Raw genomic sequence first — 17,097 nt, forward strand, 5'->3', positions numbered from 1 at the left:
TGGCAGGTTCCCAATCGTTATTTACCTGTATATACTCACAGTTTGACTGTATAAACACACAGGGGGCGGAATGAAAGCACTTACCGTAAGGCAGCAGCAGGTTTATGACCTGGTGCGTGACCACATTTCGCAAACGGGTATGCCGCCAACGCGTGCTGAAATTGCAGCACGTCTTGGTTTTCGTTCGCCTAATGCGGCTGAAGAGCATTTAAAAGCATTGGCTCGCAAAGGGGTGATAGAGATTGTTGCCGGGGCATCCAGGGGTATCCGTTTGCTGCTAGAAGACTCTGGTTTGCCGTTGATTGGCCGTGTAGCCGCAGGTGAACCACTGTTGGCGCAGGAGCACATTGAAAGTCATTATCGGATAGATCCCGCACTGTTTAAGCCCAGTGCGGATTTCCTGTTGAGAGTCAGCGGTATGTCCATGAAAGATATTGGGATTATGGATGGTGATCTGTTGGCTGTGCATAAAACACAGGATGTCCGTAATGGGCAGGTTATTGTTGCTCGTATTGAAGATGAAGTGACTGTAAAACGTTTTAAACAGACTGGAAATAAAGTTGAATTGTCGGCAGAAAACCCTGAGTTTAAGCCAATTGTGGTGGATTTGCGTGAACGAAGCCTGACAATTGAAGGATTAGCCGTTGGGGTGATTCGTAACAGTGATAAGTTTTGATAGTAAAATATCGAATCGTTGTTTTTTGGTGATTGTCAAAGAGTTGCAATATTCTGGCAGAATCATGTTATTGGGTTTATCAGTATGATTATCTTGAACGTGATTCTGCGGTTGCCTGTTGCTATTTACAGGTTCTCTACTTCTTTTTTACCTCAATACTGTGGTCGTGCTGGCATTCATCCCGTTCAGTACAGGATTCAATCTCTGCACAAGAAGAACATAAACCATGCGCTTCAATGACGGTATGGCGTAAGCTGAATCCGGCGGTTTTTGCTAACTGTTGAATAGCGGATTCAACGGTTCCACCATCTCGTTCTGTAACAGAACCGCAGCGGTCGCAAATAAACATTGCTGAGGTGTGGCTTGGTTGTTCAATATGGTGGCACAGCACATAACTGTTGGTAGACTCTATTTTATGAATAAATCCCTGTTCTAGCAGAAATTCCAGTGCCCGGTATATTGTTGGTGGTTTAGCCTGTGGTTCTGCTTCCCGCAATAAATCCAGTAAATCATAAGCACTGATTGCGCCGGGTTGTTCTGAAATCAGACGCAAAACTTCAAGCCGCTGTGGCGTAAAGCGAACTCCCCGTGTCAGGCAAATAGCTTCGGCTTGTTCCAGTAACTTTTTTTGGTTAATCAGTTTCATTGCGCCCCTTACAGCCAGCATGATAACAATATTGGGATGTTATCATGTTTCTGCGATAGAAAATATTCTCCAGAAAAGTTCATTGTGCTTGTCCCCTGATGGAGTTAATTTGGTTAAATTGATACTTAGCAGCAAAAATAATGTTTTCCTGATGTTTGTGATAATACAGATAAGAATTATCATATATGGTAGGTAATTTGTGAAAAGGAATCATTTGTGATGAAAGAACTTTTACAAAATCAGCCTCATTATAGGCAGTTCCCTGCTAAAGGCTATCAGGTAATAAAGAATATTATCTGTGAAAAAAGAAATTTACCTTTTCTGAGTTCATTATATGCGGTGATTAATATTTTATTTGTAATTGCAGTCTGTATGGGGATTATATTATCTGTGGCAATTGTATTATTTATAATAGGTAATGTATCTGTCCCTGATACAGACTATTCACTTTTGGCACAAGTAGTCAGTGTAGCATTATTTGTAATAATGTTACTCTCAGTTATTATTTATCGTATTGCTAAACGTCCTGAATGGGAACAACGGCATTATTACCAACAAGCAGGTTTATCTTTTTTACCGGAAGAAAAGCGTCAGGTATTGCGGTTAAATATTGTGAGTGACTATTGGCTGGGCTTTTGGAGTGAAACTCTGGAGCATTACCCTTTGCAGTCACGGGTTGCTCATGATAACTATCGTTACTGCCTGCTCCCATTATCACCTACTCAGGAACATCAATCTCAACTATACAGTGACTGGGGAATTATTGATGAAGAAGGTTATATGAAAATGTTAACTGGTTTGTGGAGTGGGGCGCATTCAAAATATTTTGCTGTTGATGCTGCTCTTAGTGATGGCAAAATGTTTAAAGTTCTTGCCAAATTAGTTGAAGTAACACCTGACTCTATTCGTAAATGTTCTCAAATTGTAAATGGGCGTCCACCTGCATTGGTGTGGGGATTTGATTTGTGGCTTGCAATTGTTTTAAGCCGTAATTGTTTTTGTGCTGGTTATATCAGTGAAGAAATGGCATGGAAAAATATGCTGAAAACTGCTAATTATATTTATGAAATCTTTGGCAGCTTTGATGAGTTTCATACCAACTTCCGGTTGGGTAATGCCTATTGGAGTAATGATTTTGATAAGACGAAAGAGCGGCTGGATCAGTTTAATTATTATAAATTATATTGTGACTGGCCAATTGCCAGCCTGCCGTGGCCTGAGCCAAAAGGTGTTATGATGGAACGGCAAATGATGACAGGTTTTTCTGCATTAATAGACGATGTTTTACGCAGCAGAATGGAAGAACAACAACGTGATGAAATTGATATTGCCGAGCCATCAGCGTCTCGTATACTTCATTAATATTTATATGAAATATTTCCCCTTGAAGAATACTTCAGGGGAAAAGTGAGAATTCTATTTTACCGGTTAAATTATAAAAACCACCGTGGTTAATAGAATTAACCCCGTTTCCTTAAATCACCTATTTCAAATGAAACGGGGCTGATATTTACGTCATCAGTTAATGAGTTAAATTAAACTGATAAACTTTCTCTCAATATCTTTAATAGCTGCGCATCCCGCCAGCTTCATGCTAAGTTTCAGCTCATCTTTAAGCAGGTTTAAAACGGAAGTTACGCCTGGTGCCCCGCCTAATGCCAGTCCATATAAAATGGGTCTGCCGATAGCGACAGCTTTGGCACCTAATGCAAGAGCTTTAAACACATGAATACCGCGACGGATACCACCATCTAAATAGATCGGAATATGATGCCCAATGGCTTCAACAATGCCTGGTAATGACTTGATTGCTGCCGGGACAGTATCTAATTGCCGGCCACCGTGGTTAGAAACTTGAATAGCTGCCGCTCCGTGGTTAACACATTCTTTAGCATTTTCGGCGGATTGAATACCTTTTACGATGATAGGAAGACCTGATTCTTTGGCGAGAAATTCCAGATCCTTAAAATCAAGATCCCGCTTAAATAGCGCTGTAATCTCTGATAATGGTGCACCGGCGGTAGCGCCAGGAATATTAGGAAATGGAAGTGAACGTGGGTAGGTAAATTTATTGCGTCTATCGGTTTCCCTATTACCACTCCACTCTAAATCAACCGTAAATACGATAGCGGTCGCACCCATAGCTTTAGCCCGGCGTATTAGTTCACGGTTCATACCCATATCTTTGGTAAAATAGATTTGGAACCATTTGGGGCCGTTACTCACTTTTGCTATCTCTTCGAAAGATGAATTAGACAGAGTTTGTGCAGTAAACAAGGCACCGGCAGCGGCAGCGCCTCGCGCTGTTCCCAATTCAGCAGAGATATGAGCCAGTCCGTGTGCTGCCATCGGTGGAACGAAAATAGGTATATCCACTTTACTGCCGAGTAATTCGGTTGTTGTGTCAGGTTCTTTTATCCCCGCGAGATAGCGGGGAATAATTTGGTAATCGTCAAAGGCTCTGGTATTTTCACGTAGCGTCCATTCATCACCTGAACCACCGCTAATATAGCCAAATTGAGGGGCAGGAATCAGTTTACGTGCTTCTTCTTCCAAATCATAAAGACTAATAATATCAAGGGCTTTTTCTGCGCTACCTGTTTTAAAAGCTCCTTGCAGTTTTGTGTTAACAGTTGCAGCATTAGCTGAAGATACCGTAGATAGGATACCGGCAGCAGCAAGACTTAATCCTCCAACCATGACGTCTCTTCTTGATGGCATACAATTCTCCCTTACTTAAAGTAGGCTTATAAATATTGACAATAGAATTTGTCCACATATATAAGAATAGACAAATTCTGGATAATTCAAGCTAATAAATACTCAAGCATGTTTTTATGAGCTGACAAAGCTTGTTGGACTCGGTGATTTTTTTGTGAGAGGTTCATCTAAAAACTCAAAATTTGGTTTCAGGTGTTGATCTATTATTTCAATTAACTATACGAAAATAGTTAATTACTATAAGTTATAAAAAATTTTCATCGTTCTTTATCAGAAAGAGACCATTATTGAAATGCAATATCAAAATGATATTCGATAACAGGAAAGATGTTTTATTTTAATATCTATTAACTCAAAATCTTATTTAATGAAAACATTGGTTTTTTCCTTAAGGAGGAATTATGAGTAATAAAAATGAATTTAAAGCTTTTTCTGCTAGCCAGGATGCTAATGTTATTTCTCAAGGAGAATATGAAGAAAGTCGGGATCTGGAGACTGGGATGTCACCAAATACTATTTCCATTGATTTATTAAATAAGGTATTGCGTCAATCGTCAACCATATCATCGGTAGTCGCTAATTTTATCTCTACACAATGTAGTGATGATGTTTTGGATGATGGCGATATAGATAAACTCACCATCCAGTTAAATACAGCTTTGGAGAAAAAAGCTTTAACGGAGATTCCAAGTACTTCATTAACACAAAAAGGTGTTATTCAACTTACAGATGTACTTGGCGATAGTAATACATTGGCAGTCACGCAAAAGCTTGCCCAGGAAATAATAACTTTGTTAAGTGAAAATATTAATAGCAGAGTACCCAATATCCGGCAAGTTAATGGTAAGGCATTATCTGAGAATATTTATCTGGATGCCGTGGATATTGGGGTATACACAAAAGAAGAAGTAGACAATCAAGTTAATGCCAAAGGTAATAGGAATTCTGCCAGTAAAGAAATTAATGGTTGGTGGAGATGTGGAGATGCAGGCGTTATTTACCAATGGGGGCGTACTGGGGTCATTGATGCTGGTCATATAGAGCGTATTCAATTGCCAATTAGTTTTTACAATACGCATTACGTTGTCAATATTAATGCTATTCAAAGTAAAATGGGTTTTATGGGAGCATCTGTTGGTTATGTAAATGTAATTAATAATTCATTTTTCGATTTGTTAAATTCTTGGGTGAATGCTAAATGGGATAGCCCATTCTTTTGGATAGCGATAGGATATTAATTATGTATTATTACAGTGCAAAAACAAATGCTTTCTACCCTGTCTTATTATTTTTTATAGTGTTAAAAATCATTTATTAAAAAATAAATTAACTATAAAACACCATGAAAAAACGACTCGAATTACGTCAGCAAAAAGCCGATTTAACCCATCAAATGCGCTCACTGCTCACCAAAGCGGAAGACGAAAAGCGTTCTCTGAATGCTGAGGAAGCCAAATAATTTGACGAGCTGCGCAATTATATTCTGACTGGCGAAACTCGTTCCCTGCCTATGGGCGTGCCCTTAGACGGTGGTTATACCGTTATCCCGGAACTGAACAAGCAGATCATGCAGCAATTGGCGGACGAATCCGTCATGCGCCAGATTTGTACGATTAAAACCACTCGCAGCAACGAGTATAAGCAGCTTGTTTCAGTCGGTGGTGCAGCGGTAGCCCACGGGGAAGAAGGCAAAGCACGCGGTGAGACAACGACACCGAAGATGGAAGAAGTCAGCATTAAGCTGTTCCCTATCTACGCTTACCCCAAGACTACCCAAGAGATTATCGATTTTAGCGATGTGGATATCTTAGGCTGGCTGACCGCCGAGATTGCCGATACGTTTGTGGATACCGAAGAAACGGATCTTGTGAGCGGTGATGGCAGCAAAAAAGCAAAAGGCTTCCTGTCTTATCCCCGCGATACCCAGGCCGACAAGGTACACACCGATAAGTCTCTGGGCGGTGGGCTGGTGGAATCCAATGCAATTCATCGCGAAAGGAACCGCAGCTGTCCATGATAGCCCGTTTTTTGAAGCCGTTTTGGATCGGTCAAATACAAGTCGGGACATTGATTTGCAACGTTTGGTTTATTTTGGAAAATTCGGCATTCATGCCTTTTAATTCCGGTATGTGATGAAAAAGCGATGAGTTTACTTTTTCCCCTGAAAAAGCAAGAAAAAGTCATACACAATAAGGTCATTTATTGGTGAGTGCAAAATTGATCTTATTTTTTGTATTGAGAGTTTTTAGAGGTTCCCTATAGAAGGACAATGTGTAATCAAATTGAGGGAGAAGATAGGAACAATCAGGTAACCTCGAAAGGGTAGAGGAGATAAAATGTTGCCCGGTCATTGTATGCGTTTGCAAAAGCGTTCAAATGAAACCAGTACACTGAACTAATTGAAGGCGTTGATGTTGAATGACGTAAAGTCTATCGCTGCGTATAAGGAAGCCGACAAAGAATTGGAACGGATACAGATATTGTTTAGATATGCGTGAACGTTCTGGCATGTCTCAGACTGAGCTGGCAGAGAAAATCGGTATCAAACCATTCAGATATCAATAGGCCTTGAAAAAAATCCTCTTGGCGCAAGTATGAAGATTTTGGAACGTTATGCAGCAGCGTGTGGTGCGGTTATTAACTTCAACGTTCAATATCAGTAAAAGGAATGGGACTTTGGTCCCGTTTATCCCTTAAAGCTGAAATAATGACACTAAAAAGTAGTAAACGTACTCCGCGCTTTCCCCAAAATATTCCTGATAGCAAATGTACGGTTCTACCTTAAATCACCTGCGATATTTCTTAACGTCAATTGTCAACGATACCTAATATTGTCATCAGTACGGGGACGTTTCTCTATGCTATAGTAGGCCATAATCTAATATCATTCTCCGCTTTATATCCCCCTATTTATGGGATGCTGAGAATGCCAAAATAATCTAAAAAGTATAGCAATGCACCAAAGTAAAGAAATTAAAAAAACTTTTAAATTCAGCGAGAAAGATAAAGAAACGGTCAAATATAATCCTAACCGTTTCTCCGTCGCCCCGATGTTGGACTGGACAGATCGTCACTGCCGTTATTTCCATCGTTTATTAAGTCAGCAAACGCTGTTATATACCGAAATGGTGACAACCGGGGCGATTATTCATGGTAAAGGCGATTATCTGGCATACAGCGAGCAAGAACATCCGATAGCATTACAACTGGGTGGCAGTGAGCCGCAGGCGTTGGCGAATTGTGCGAAGATTGCACAGGAACGTGGCTATGATGAAATTAATCTAAATGTTGGTTGTCCTTCTGACCGGGTACAAAACGGTCGTTTTGGTGCTTGTCTGATGGGGGACGCTGAACGGGTCGCTGATTGCGTTAAAGCCATGCAGGATGTGGTAAATGTGCCAGTGACAGTTAAAACCCGTATCGGTATTGATGAACAGGACAGTTACCAATTCCTGTGTGATTTTATTGATATTGTTGTGCAACGCAGTGGTTGCAATATATTTACCATTCATGCCCGTAAAGCATGGCTTTCTGGTTTGAGCCCAAAAGAGAACCGTGAGATTCCACCGTTGGATTACCCACGAGTTTATCAATTGAAAAAGGATTTTCCTCAATTAACGATTGCTATTAATGGCGGTATTAAATCGCTGGAAGAAGCGAAACAGCATCTACAATATGTAGATGGCATTATGATTGGGCGTGAGGCTTATCAGAACCCGTCTATTCTGGCACAGGTTGATCATGAATTATTTGATGCTTCAATGCCGGTGGTTGATACCGTTGCGGTGGTCAAAGCACTTTATCCTTATGTAGAGCAAGAACTGTCAAAAGGAACATCTCTGGGGCATATTACCCGCCATATTTTAGGTATTTTTCAAGGGATTCCGGGGGCACGTCAGTGGCGTCGTCATCTTAGTGAGAATGCACACAAACCGGGCGCAGATATTTCTGTTATACAACAGGCGTTAGCTATGGTGACTGAGCGGATGTAATACCCGCTCATTTTACTGTTAAGGGCACAGTCATCTATGAGAATTGAGTACTAAAATACTTATGGATATCGTGTGATTTTTTACTGTGCTTTAATCTGTTTGCAGATTAGCTTTCTATTATCGCAAGAAAAGGGATCGATCTCATACCGGGCTTTACATATGTGATTAAATATCAAACAATAGGCTTGATGTATTTAAGATAATGATGATCTTAAATAGCCATCGAAAAAATTTTAAGCTAAGAAACGTAATGCATTGACGTAAATTCAAAAAGCGCATTAGCTATTTATGGAGCAAGAAAAGCAAATGCCAGACCATTGATATATTTTCATCAAGACGAAATCCCACATACGGCTAATGAATCCACCTTCTTCAATCGTTTCCATTACAATAAGTGGTCTTTCCTCGATGGTCTTATTGCCAATCTTAAAAATTATGGTGCCGACTACCTGGTCTTTCTTTATTGGGGCAGTAATCTGAGGAGCATTAAGAATATAGCTGGTTTTTAATTTTTTAAGTTGGTCACGAGGTATGGTAATAGAATCTTGTTTACCCGCATTGAGTTTGACTTCTTTTTTATTTCCAAACCATATACGTTGAGTAATAACAGTATCGTCAGATTTAATAGGTGTCACTGTTTCAAAGAAGCGAAATCCCCATGTCAGAAGTTTTTCTGATTCCTGGAAACGAACAGAATCGGTCTTTGCTCCCAGAATAACAGAAATTAAGCGCATATTACCCAAGGTTGCTGATGCAACTAAGTTATAACCGGCACCAGAGGTAGTTCCGGTTTTCATGCCATCTATATTGAGGTCGCTGTTCCATAATAATCGGTTACGATTGTATTGACGAATCTTATTAAATGTGAACTCTTTCTCTTTATGAATTGCATATTCATCCGGGACATCATGAATGAGGGCGCGCGCTAACAATGCCATGTCTCGTGCTGTACTAAATTGCCCAGGAGCATCTAAACCATGCACTGTTTTAAACGTTGTATTGTTAAGCCCGATTTTTTGTCCATAGCCGTTCATAAGATTTATGAACGCGTCCTGACTGCCAGCTATATAATCAGCTAATGCGACACAGGCGTCATTACCGGATTGAATAATAATTCCTTTTAGCATTCCCGGCATGAATAAATGGCTACACCGTCAGGGTTTTTCTTATAAAAAACCTTGCGGCGTCCCTTTAATAATTTGATTTTTATTTTAAATATGCTGTTGGTGGATTGTCATGGATGACAATAATGCAGCGATGAGAAAAAAATATCATGGAGAGATTTATTCTCCTATGCGACTGATTCATCAGGCTGATAGCCTTTAAATATATTTGGTCAAAGGATAATAGCGCCTCAATCTTATCGTTACTTACCTATCTGAGGTGTGATACCCCTACCAGGAGGGGTATTGTTCTGTTTTATCTTTCATATATTCAGCTAGCATTGCCTTCCGGTCTAATTACCGTTAAGGGATCAGTAAACTTGATCCTTGCGTTGCCCGACTTTCCAGAATCTGATGTGCCCTTGTCGCTTCACTTAGCGGGAACTTCTGATTTTCTGGTACGTCCACATTAATTTTGCCGCTGGCAATCAGATCAAATAATTCTTGACTTGCCTCATCCAACTCTTCGCGCGTTGAAATATAGCCGGCGATAGAAGGGCGGGTAACAAACAGTGAGCCTTTCTGATTTAAAATCCCCAAATCGACACCGGTAACTGGCCCAGATGCATTGCCAAAACTGACCATCAAGCCGTGGCGTTTCAGGCAATCCAGTGAGCGCAGCCAGGTCGATTTACCAACAGAATCATAAACTACACCGACTTTTTCACCGTTGGTGATTGCATAAATTCGTTCGACAATATTTTCACGGTTATAGTTAATAACCTGCCATGCACCGGCATCTTTAGCGCGTTGTACTTTCTCTTCAGAGCCGACTGTTCCAATCAGTTTTGCACCCAAAGTTTTTGCCCATTGGCAGGCAATTAGCCCAACGCCACCTGCGGCGGCATGAAACAAAAAGGGTTCGCCTGACTGGATTTTATAGGTACGGCGTAGAAGATAGTAGACTGTCAGCCCTTTTAGAAAAGAAGCGGCAGCTTGCTCGAAGGAGATGGCATCCGGCAGAACAGCGACTTTACTTTCCGGGACATTATGCACCTCACTGTAAGCGCCTAAAGTGGATTGTGCATAAACTACACGGTCACCCACTTTTATGGACGTTACAGCGGAGCCTACTTTGCTAACTACGCCTGCGGCCTCAATACCCAGGCCGCTTGGCAGGTGTGCCGGTGGATATAGCCCGCTACGGATATAAGTATCAATATAGTTGATTCCAATAGCTCTATTTTCTACCTGTACTTCATCTTTAGCAGGTGCTGCGGGTGTGAATTCACAATATTTAAGGACTTCAGGGCCGCCGGTGGCGGAAAATTCAATATGCTTTGCCATGACTCAACCTCGTAAATATAGGGAGAATGTTTGCACGTAGTAGTTGAACTGATTTAAGGTGCCAGAAATAATTACATTCTATATTGTAATTACTCAAGGCACTTCATAGCGTATACTCTGTGCTGTTGTAAATTTATCAGTGGATTATTGCGGGATTCATGGCGGGAAAAAAATCAACTCACAACAAAATGGCTGAACCAAAAGATCGCCAAATGGAAGGGCTGAAGCTTCCGCCACACTCTTTGGAAGCGGAGCAATCCGTGTTAGGTGGTTTAATGCTGGATAACGAGCGTTGGGATAATGTTTCCGAACGAGTCACCAGCAATGATTTTTTCAGCCGTCCACACCGACGTATTTTTTCTGAAATGCAGCGGTTGCTGGAGATGGGCAACCCCATTGACCTGATTACGTTATCTGAATCTCTTGAGCAGAGTGGGGATCTGAATAATGTAGGCGGTTTTGCTTATCTGGCCGAATTATCCAAAAATACGCCAAGTGCAGCTAACATTAATGCTTATGCGGATATTGTCCGCGAACGTGCTGTTGTCCGCGATATGATAGCGGTAGCAAATGAAATTGCGGATGCGGGTTACGATCCTCAGGGACGGAGCAGCGAAGAATTATTGGATCTTGCTGAATCGCGAGTATTCCAGATCGCAGAAAACCGTGCCAGTAAAGATGAAGGGCCGAAAGGGATAGAACGGATCCTGGAGGAAACTGTCGAGCGGATTGAGCAACTCTATCAGCGTCCTCATGATGGCGTAACCGGTGTTTCTACCGGTTATCAGGATCTGGATAAGAAAACCGCAGGGTTACAAAAATCAGATCTGATCATCGTAGCTGCTCGCCCTTCTATGGGTAAAACCACTTTTGCCATGAACCTGTGTGAAAACGCAGCCATGATGCAGGACAAACCTGTTCTGATCTTCAGTCTTGAGATGCCCGGCAACCAGATCATGATGCGTATGCTGGCATCCCTTTCACGGGTGGATCAAACCCGTATCCGTACAGGCCAGCTTGATGATGAGGATTGGGCGCGGATCTCCAGTACGATGGGGATATTGCTGGAAAAACGCAATATGTATATTGATGACTCTTCCGGCCTGACGCCGACCGAAGTGCGTTCCCGTGCCCGGCGTGTTTTCCGTGAAAATGGCGGATTGAGCCTCATTATGATCGACTACCTGCAATTAATGCGGGTTCCGTCTTTATCTGATAATCGTACTTTGGAAATTGCAGAAATTTCCCGTTCACTCAAAGCGTTGGCTAAAGAACTTCAGGTGCCAGTAGTTGCACTTTCTCAGCTCAACCGTAGCCTTGAACAACGGGCAGATAAGCGTCCGGTTAACTCTGATTTACGTGAATCCGGCTCTATTGAGCAGGATGCCGATCTGATTATGTTTATCTATCGTGACGAGGTTTACCATGAGGGCAGCGACATGAAAGGTGTGGCTGAAATCATTCTTGGTAAGCAGCGTAACGGTCCAATCGGTACAGTTCGCCTGACGTTTAATGGTCAGTGGTCACGGTTTGATAACTACGCCGGGCCGAGTTATGACGATGAATGAGTATTAACACCAGAGAATTAATCAATAAAGGAATAAAATGAAAGCGGCAACCGCAGTTATTGACCGCCGCGCTCTGCGACATAACCTGCAACGGGTAAGGGCTCTCGCCCCTAAAAGCAATCTTATTGCAGTTGTGAAAGCAAACGCTTATGGCCACGGTTTACTGGAGACAGCACATACGCTGGAAGACGCCGATTGTTTCGGTGTAGCGCGAATTGGTGAGGCACTGACGTTACGCCATGGTGGTATCGTCAAACCGATTCTGTTATTGGAAGGATTCTTTGATGCGGCTGACCTGCCTGTACTGGTCGCCAACCATATTGAGACGGTGGTGCACAGCGTTGAGCAATTGGAAGCACTGGAGCAGGCTGAATTATCTTATCCGATAAAAGTGTGGATGAAGCTGGATAGCGGAATGCACCGTCTTGGTGTTCGGCCAGAAGATGCGGACGCTTTCTATGAACGGTTAAGTCGCTGCCAAAATGTGCGGCAGCCAGTCAATATTGTCAGCCATTTCAGCAGGGCTGATGAACCCACCGTAGACACAACCCGCCAGCAGATAGCCTGTTTTCAGGCTTTCTGTGCTAACAAACCGGGAGAAAAGTCTATTGATGCGTCGGGGGGGATCCTGTTGTGGCCGGAAGCCCATCAGAACTGGGTACGCCCTGGGATTATGATGTATGGTGTATCGCCATTGCCTGATAAAACGGCGGCGGATTTTAATCTGATCCCAGCGATGACATTAAAATCGAGCTTGATTGCGGTTCGTAAACATAAAGCTGGTGAATCAGTCGGTTATGGTGGAACTTGGGTCAGTGAACGGGATACTTGGCTTGGTGTTGTGGCTATCGGTTATGGTGATGGCTATCCGCGCAGTGCTCCCTCAGGAACGCCAATCTGTGTTAATGGTCGTGAAGTGCCGATTGTTGGCCGTGTTTCAATGGATATGATATCTATTGATTTGGGGCCGGATGCGACAGATAAAGTTGGTGATGAAGTGGTTCTCTGGGGGGATGTTCTGCCAGTGGAACGGGTTGCTGAATGCACGGGCATCATTACTTATGAGCTGGTGACTAAGCTCACTTCCAGAGTTGCAATGGAATATCTGGACGAATAATGCTATAGGCTATATTGTTTGTTGAATAACTGATTGACAAGGAGTATAGCCTGATGTTCCAGAATGTTGATGCTTATGCCGGTGATCCTATCCTTTCGCTGGCTGAAGAATTTAAAAAAGATCCTCGTGCGGAAAAAATTAATCTGAGCATTGGGCTGTATTACGATGAGCAGGGTGTGACTCCGCAATTACAGGCTGTGGCTACCGCCGAAGAGCAACTTCGTGCGTTGTCACAGACTGCCTCTCTTTATTTGCCAATGGAAGGGCTGCAATCATATCGTCTTGCTGTTCAGGAACTGCTATTTGGTAAAGATCATCCCATGTTGCAACAACAGCGGGTGGCGACAATTCAAACGCTAGGGGGTTCTGGCGGTCTGAAAATCGGCGCTGATTTTCTGCATCGGTATTTCCCTGATTCAGAAGTGTGGTGCAGTGATCCAACCTGGGAAAATCACGCGGCTATTTTTACGGGTGCTGGTGTGAAGGTGAACTATTACCCTTATTTTGATGAACAGACCAAAGGGGTAAAATTCAGTGAAATGCTGGAAACGTTCAGAAAATTGCCGGCAAAAAGCATAGTTTTGATGCATCCTTGTTGCCATAACCCAACGGGATCGGATCTGACAGATGATCAATGGGATCAGGTTGTTCAGATTGTTGAAGAAAGGGAGCTACTGCCATTTCTTGATATTGCGTATCAGGGGCTTGCGGATGGCATGGAAGCAGATGCTTATGCCATTCGCGTTATGGCGACAGTCGGTTTGCCTTTCCTGGTGAGCAACTCTTTCTCCAAGATATTTTCTATGTATGGTGAACGCGTTGGTGGCTTGTCTGTTGTTTGTGATGATGCACAGACGAAAGATCGCGTGTTTGGACAATTGAAGGTGGGTGTGCGCCGTATTTATTCTAGCCCACCGAATTTTGGTGCACAGGTTGTGGCTAAGGTTTTGACTGATCCGGATTTAAAAGCACAGTGGTTGGTGGAGGTTGAACATATGCGCCTGCGTATCTTGGAAATGCGCACGGTGCTGGTGGATGCCCTGAAAACCGCATTGCCAGAGAAAAATTTTGATCACTTGCTGAAACAGCGCGGCATGTTCAGTTATACCGGCTTTAGTCAGCAGCAAGTGGATCGCCTGCGCAAAGAGTTTGCTGTTTATCTGGTCGGTAATGGCCGTGTCTGCATGGCTGGGGTTAATTACCATAACGTTGAACGTATTGCTCAGACATTTGCAGCGGTAAATAAGTAATAAATTTTAATGTAAATGATTTGCTATTGATGATAACGATGGGCAGATTCGTAAAATAGCAGTACATCCCTCTTTAGAAGCGCACTATGTATGGTGCGCTTTTTTCTCTCTCGTATTTAACTCAATCCATTGAATTATAATGTTTTTATTGCGGTTTTTCGTCCTGTAATTATTAGTCAAACTAGTAACGAGTCATGACACAATGACTGTGACATCAGGCGGCAAGTCTGATCGAGGATGGGGAGGTGGCAGTGGAAACTCAGGAGATCATGAACGGGTTGACCGTACAGGAAAAAATGAAGGGGTGAATCTATCCTTATTTCCAGAGGCGCAGGCATCGGCAGCTATCGGCGCTCAACCGATGAACATTTCTGTCATTGATGGGCTGTGGGGATTGACATTATTTCGAAAACAGATAGCCAGTGCTGTGAGTTCGACATTAACCCGATTGGGCAGTGTTGCATTAGACGCCGCACCTTATGTGGGACGTTTTGCTGGTGTGGCAGTAGGAGCTATGTGGCCTGGTGAATTGGGAATACCTGAAGATGAAAAGTTTAAAGCAGAACGGCAGAGGATGATTATTCAGGCAATACAAGCCAGTCAGGTCACAAAAACGCCTGTATCTCAGTTAGCCACAATGTCCAGCGTGGTTACTGATATTCAAGTACAGGATGTCATTGAGAAAGATAAGCAGACATTGGCAATTGCTAGAACGCCAGCTAGAACTGTGAGTGTTCCTGTGGTTAAAGCGGTAAAAACTAAACGGCAGAATGTCTTCACCGCAAAAGTTGTTCCGAGTATGCCTCCAGTGCATATCAGAATAAGTGATCCTCCAAGAAGAAATATATTTATTAGTAGAAAAGAGGTAACACCAGTAGCTGATGTGCCGGTTAAACCATATACACCAGCACCGGTTAAAAATACAGTGGATGCTATCGTCCATTTTCCAGCGGGGTCAAATGCAGAACCAGTGTATGTTTCGGTGATGACAGTATTGAGTACGGCGGAAGCTAAAAAACAGGTGGCAGAGGCGAAGCAGCAACAAGAAAAGTGGGAGAAAGCACATCCTGTTGAAGCAGCGGAGCGGCGGCTCTATGAAGCAGAACAAGTATTCAAACCGCTTGATAAAATTTATCAGGAAAAGCTAAAGGTATTAAATCAGGTAAAAAATACGCCGGAAGGTAAAGCGCTGGCAGATCCTGTAAAAAATCCTCTTGTTTATACAAAGGATATTGAGATAGATGGGAAGAAACTTAAAGTAGAGATAAAAACGGATAACAAAAAAGTTTGGATATTCTTTTAAAAGAAGGCGTAAAAGCATACGTGCTTGCTATGACGCGTTCAGATTTTGAGAAATTGCAGGGTATTAAAGATCCTAAAGAAGCTCAAGTACAAACGAGTGCAGCGCTTTTAAAAGCGATATACTATGAACGTTTTGGTCGTCGGTTGTTAGACGCTTGGAAGGAAATAAATCCAGCGCAAAATGAATTTAACATTGCAATGGAAAACCGTAAAAAAGCGGAACAGGCAAAAAGTGAGGCAGAAAAGAACCTGGATAAGGTAAAAAAAAAGAATAAATCTAAAAACTTAGTTATTGATGATAAAATACGTGATCAGATATCTAGTCGTGGATGGACTGAAAAAGATATTAAAGATGTTGTTGCAAAAGGACCAACTGGAGAATCAACAGATAATCGTCGACCTAATAAAACGTCAGATAAATTAGGACGGAATGATACAGCGACAGTATATGGTACTCCTCCAAATGGATATATAGTAGTAAATGATAGAACGGGAGAAGTTACTCAGATAGCTGATACAACGGACTCTGGTTGGAATGCTGATAGTCGAATTAAGTGGAGTAAATAAAATGAGTATATCTATAGATAAGTTACGTGTTTATACTAATCCTAATGAATTTTTTACCTTAGGTGGAAGCGTGATAATGAAGTTAACATCTCAAGCAGCGATCGGAGTCTGTGAAATTGCTACTAATAAGAATTTAGTAATTTCATGTATTGAAGGTTTTATTTGGCATCGTAACATCGGAAAATTTGAAGCTAGGTTAGATGCTATTTGGGACGGATTAATGAACCCAGAAAGTGATTTAGAGAAGGTGAAAAAAAATAATAAAGAAGCTATAGAAAACATCCGGGAAGATGAAAAAAGTGGACATGATGTATTTATTATTACTATAGCTAAAAAGCGATAAATTACTAGATTATAGCTACCTTTTTTGAATTGTTCCCAAGATGTCAGGTAAGAATCAGGGATTAATAAGGGCTGAGATCTATATTGAGTAGGGCTGGGTCCTTTGAAGTTAGGTTTGATCTTGTTGTAATTTTAAATTAGATATTAATTTTATTTGGCAAATTGTTCGTCCTGATATTTATAAGGAAAATAATATTTAAGGTCATTATATAAATCTATTGATTAAATAACGCTTCATAATTCTGCTACACATGGACTTTCTCAACCCATTGTTATACATAGAATTATAAGTGGTATAAGATGTAGCACTATTTTGGAAACTTATTTAACTACTATGAATGCATAATTCACGTAGGTAGAAAATAATTCATTTTGTAAATATACAGATATAAATTACTATGGAAGTCATGTTAATCAAGGTATCGGTAATATTAATCAGTTTGCCAAAAATACTACCATTTGAGTA

The 17,097-nt window shown here is 41.8% G+C and carries 13 protein-coding genes and 3 pseudogenes; 12 read left to right on the forward strand and 4 right to left on the reverse strand.

Translation table 11 applies throughout. The features are described from left to right. Window positions 1-70 precede the first annotated feature (70 nt). Complete coding sequence (lexA, locus tag ACUN2T_RS02650) at window positions 71-676, forward strand: transcriptional repressor LexA (RefSeq protein WP_445496112.1); 606 nt, start codon at window positions 71-73, stop codon at window positions 674-676. A gap of 136 nt (window positions 677-812) precedes the next feature. Here the strand turns inward: lexA and zur are convergent, their stop codons facing one another. After that, on the reverse strand, window positions 813-1,322 hold the full coding sequence (gene zur, locus ACUN2T_RS02655) for a zinc uptake transcriptional repressor Zur (RefSeq protein WP_445496113.1): 510 nt from the start codon (window positions 1,320-1,322) through the stop codon (window positions 813-815). Window positions 1,323-1,541: 219 nt separating this feature from the next. On the opposite strand from zur, the gene ACUN2T_RS02660 reads away from it, so the two are divergent. After that, complete coding sequence (locus ACUN2T_RS02660) at window positions 1,542-2,684, forward strand: DUF1266 domain-containing protein (RefSeq protein ID WP_445496114.1); 1,143 nt, start codon at window positions 1,542-1,544, stop codon at window positions 2,682-2,684. Between the two features lie 168 nt (window positions 2,685-2,852). On the opposite strand, the gene ACUN2T_RS02665 is transcribed toward ACUN2T_RS02660, so the two are convergent. Beyond that, window positions 2,853-4,043: a lactate oxidase gene (locus tag ACUN2T_RS02665; protein ID WP_445496115.1), complete on the reverse strand. Its 1,191-nt coding sequence runs from the start codon at window positions 4,041-4,043 to the stop codon at window positions 2,853-2,855. A gap of 401 nt (window positions 4,044-4,444) precedes the next feature. On the opposite strand from ACUN2T_RS02665, the gene ACUN2T_RS02670 reads away from it, so the two are divergent. From ACUN2T_RS02670 to dusA, 3 genes and pseudogenes are all read left to right on the forward strand, one after another. After that, window positions 4,445-5,281 (forward strand): gp53-like domain-containing protein, encoded by an 837-nt coding sequence (locus tag ACUN2T_RS02670; RefSeq protein ID WP_445496116.1) that lies wholly within the window; start codon window positions 4,445-4,447, stop codon window positions 5,279-5,281. Between the two features lie 104 nt (window positions 5,282-5,385). Continuing rightward, window positions 5,386-5,979: pseudogene (locus ACUN2T_RS02675) on the forward strand (phage major capsid protein); the annotation flags it as partial. 1,018 nt (window positions 5,980-6,997) lie between these two features. Next, a complete protein-coding gene (gene dusA / locus ACUN2T_RS02680; RefSeq protein WP_445496117.1) occupies window positions 6,998-8,035 on the forward strand; it encodes a tRNA dihydrouridine(20/20a) synthase DusA in 1,038 nt (345 codons plus the stop codon). 278 nt (window positions 8,036-8,313) lie between these two features. Here dusA and ACUN2T_RS02685 read toward each other — a convergent pair. After that, a pseudogene (locus tag ACUN2T_RS02685) lies at window positions 8,314-9,156 on the reverse strand (serine-type D-Ala-D-Ala carboxypeptidase); the annotation flags it as partial. Between ACUN2T_RS02685 and ACUN2T_RS02690 the strand changes: the two are divergent. Beyond that, window positions 9,149-9,226, forward strand: a pseudogene (locus tag ACUN2T_RS02690) (winged helix-turn-helix domain-containing protein); the annotation flags it as partial. The pseudogenes ACUN2T_RS02685 and ACUN2T_RS02690 sit on opposite strands and share 8 nt — an antisense overlap. Window positions 9,227-9,501: 275 nt before the next feature. Here the strand turns inward: ACUN2T_RS02690 and ACUN2T_RS02695 are convergent. Beyond that, window positions 9,502-10,485, reverse strand: a complete 984-nt coding sequence (locus ACUN2T_RS02695; protein WP_445496118.1) for a quinone oxidoreductase — start codon at window positions 10,483-10,485, stop codon at window positions 9,502-9,504. Between the two features lie 158 nt (window positions 10,486-10,643). Between ACUN2T_RS02695 and dnaB the strand changes: the two genes are divergently transcribed. The 6 genes from dnaB (at window position 10,644) to ACUN2T_RS02725 (ending at window position 16,632) form a co-directional block, all read left to right on the forward strand. Continuing rightward, on the forward strand, window positions 10,644-12,053 hold the full coding sequence (gene dnaB, locus ACUN2T_RS02700) for a replicative DNA helicase (RefSeq protein WP_445496119.1): 1,410 nt from the start codon (window positions 10,644-10,646) through the stop codon (window positions 12,051-12,053). Between the two features lie 37 nt (window positions 12,054-12,090). Beyond that, window positions 12,091-13,170 (forward strand): alanine racemase, encoded by a 1,080-nt coding sequence (gene alr, locus ACUN2T_RS02705; RefSeq protein ID WP_445496120.1) that lies wholly within the window; start codon window positions 12,091-12,093, stop codon window positions 13,168-13,170. A gap of 53 nt (window positions 13,171-13,223) precedes the next feature. Then, a complete protein-coding gene (locus ACUN2T_RS02710; protein ID WP_445496121.1) occupies window positions 13,224-14,420 on the forward strand; it encodes an amino acid aminotransferase in 1,197 nt (398 codons plus the stop codon). A gap of 202 nt (window positions 14,421-14,622) precedes the next feature. Further along, window positions 14,623-15,723, forward strand: coding sequence for a colicin-like bacteriocin tRNase domain-containing protein (locus ACUN2T_RS02715; protein WP_445496122.1), 1,101 nt, complete (start codon window positions 14,623-14,625; stop codon window positions 15,721-15,723). Continuing rightward, a complete protein-coding gene (locus ACUN2T_RS02720) occupies window positions 15,708-16,289 on the forward strand; it encodes a colicin E5-related ribonuclease (RefSeq protein ID WP_445496123.1) in 582 nt (193 codons plus the stop codon). Before ACUN2T_RS02715 ends, ACUN2T_RS02720 begins: the two co-directional genes overlap by 16 nt. Window position 16,290: 1 nt before the next feature. Further along, the gene (locus tag ACUN2T_RS02725) at window positions 16,291-16,632 is read left to right on the forward strand and encodes a colicin immunity protein (protein WP_445496124.1); all 342 of its coding nucleotides are present in this window, start codon (window positions 16,291-16,293) and stop codon (window positions 16,630-16,632) included. The last annotated feature ends 465 nt before the right edge of the window (window positions 16,633-17,097 follow it).

It is taken from the genome of Photorhabdus machadonis (genome assembly GCF_052657765.1).

Coding starts and splice junctions, on each gene's coding strand:
- lexA (WP_445496112.1), top strand. CDS start 71: ATGAAAGCACTTACCGTAAGGCAGCAGCAGGTTTATGACCTGGTGCGT.
- zur (WP_445496113.1), bottom strand. CDS start 1,322: ATGAAACTGATTAACCAAAAAAAGTTACTGGAACAAGCCGAAGCTATT.
- ACUN2T_RS02660 (WP_445496114.1), top strand. CDS start 1,542: ATGAAAGAACTTTTACAAAATCAGCCTCATTATAGGCAGTTCCCTGCT.
- ACUN2T_RS02665 (WP_445496115.1), bottom strand. CDS start 4,043: ATGCCATCAAGAAGAGACGTCATGGTTGGAGGATTAAGTCTTGCTGCT.
- ACUN2T_RS02670 (WP_445496116.1), top strand. CDS start 4,445: ATGAGTAATAAAAATGAATTTAAAGCTTTTTCTGCTAGCCAGGATGCT.
- dusA (WP_445496117.1), top strand. CDS start 6,998: ATGCACCAAAGTAAAGAAATTAAAAAAACTTTTAAATTCAGCGAGAAA.
- ACUN2T_RS02695 (WP_445496118.1), bottom strand. CDS start 10,485: ATGGCAAAGCATATTGAATTTTCCGCCACCGGCGGCCCTGAAGTCCTT.
- dnaB (WP_445496119.1), top strand. CDS start 10,644: ATGGCGGGAAAAAAATCAACTCACAACAAAATGGCTGAACCAAAAGAT.
- alr (WP_445496120.1), top strand. CDS start 12,091: ATGAAAGCGGCAACCGCAGTTATTGACCGCCGCGCTCTGCGACATAAC.
- ACUN2T_RS02710 (WP_445496121.1), top strand. CDS start 13,224: ATGTTCCAGAATGTTGATGCTTATGCCGGTGATCCTATCCTTTCGCTG.
- ACUN2T_RS02715 (WP_445496122.1), top strand. CDS start 14,623: ATGACTGTGACATCAGGCGGCAAGTCTGATCGAGGATGGGGAGGTGGC.
- ACUN2T_RS02725 (WP_445496124.1), top strand. CDS start 16,291: ATGAGTATATCTATAGATAAGTTACGTGTTTATACTAATCCTAATGAA.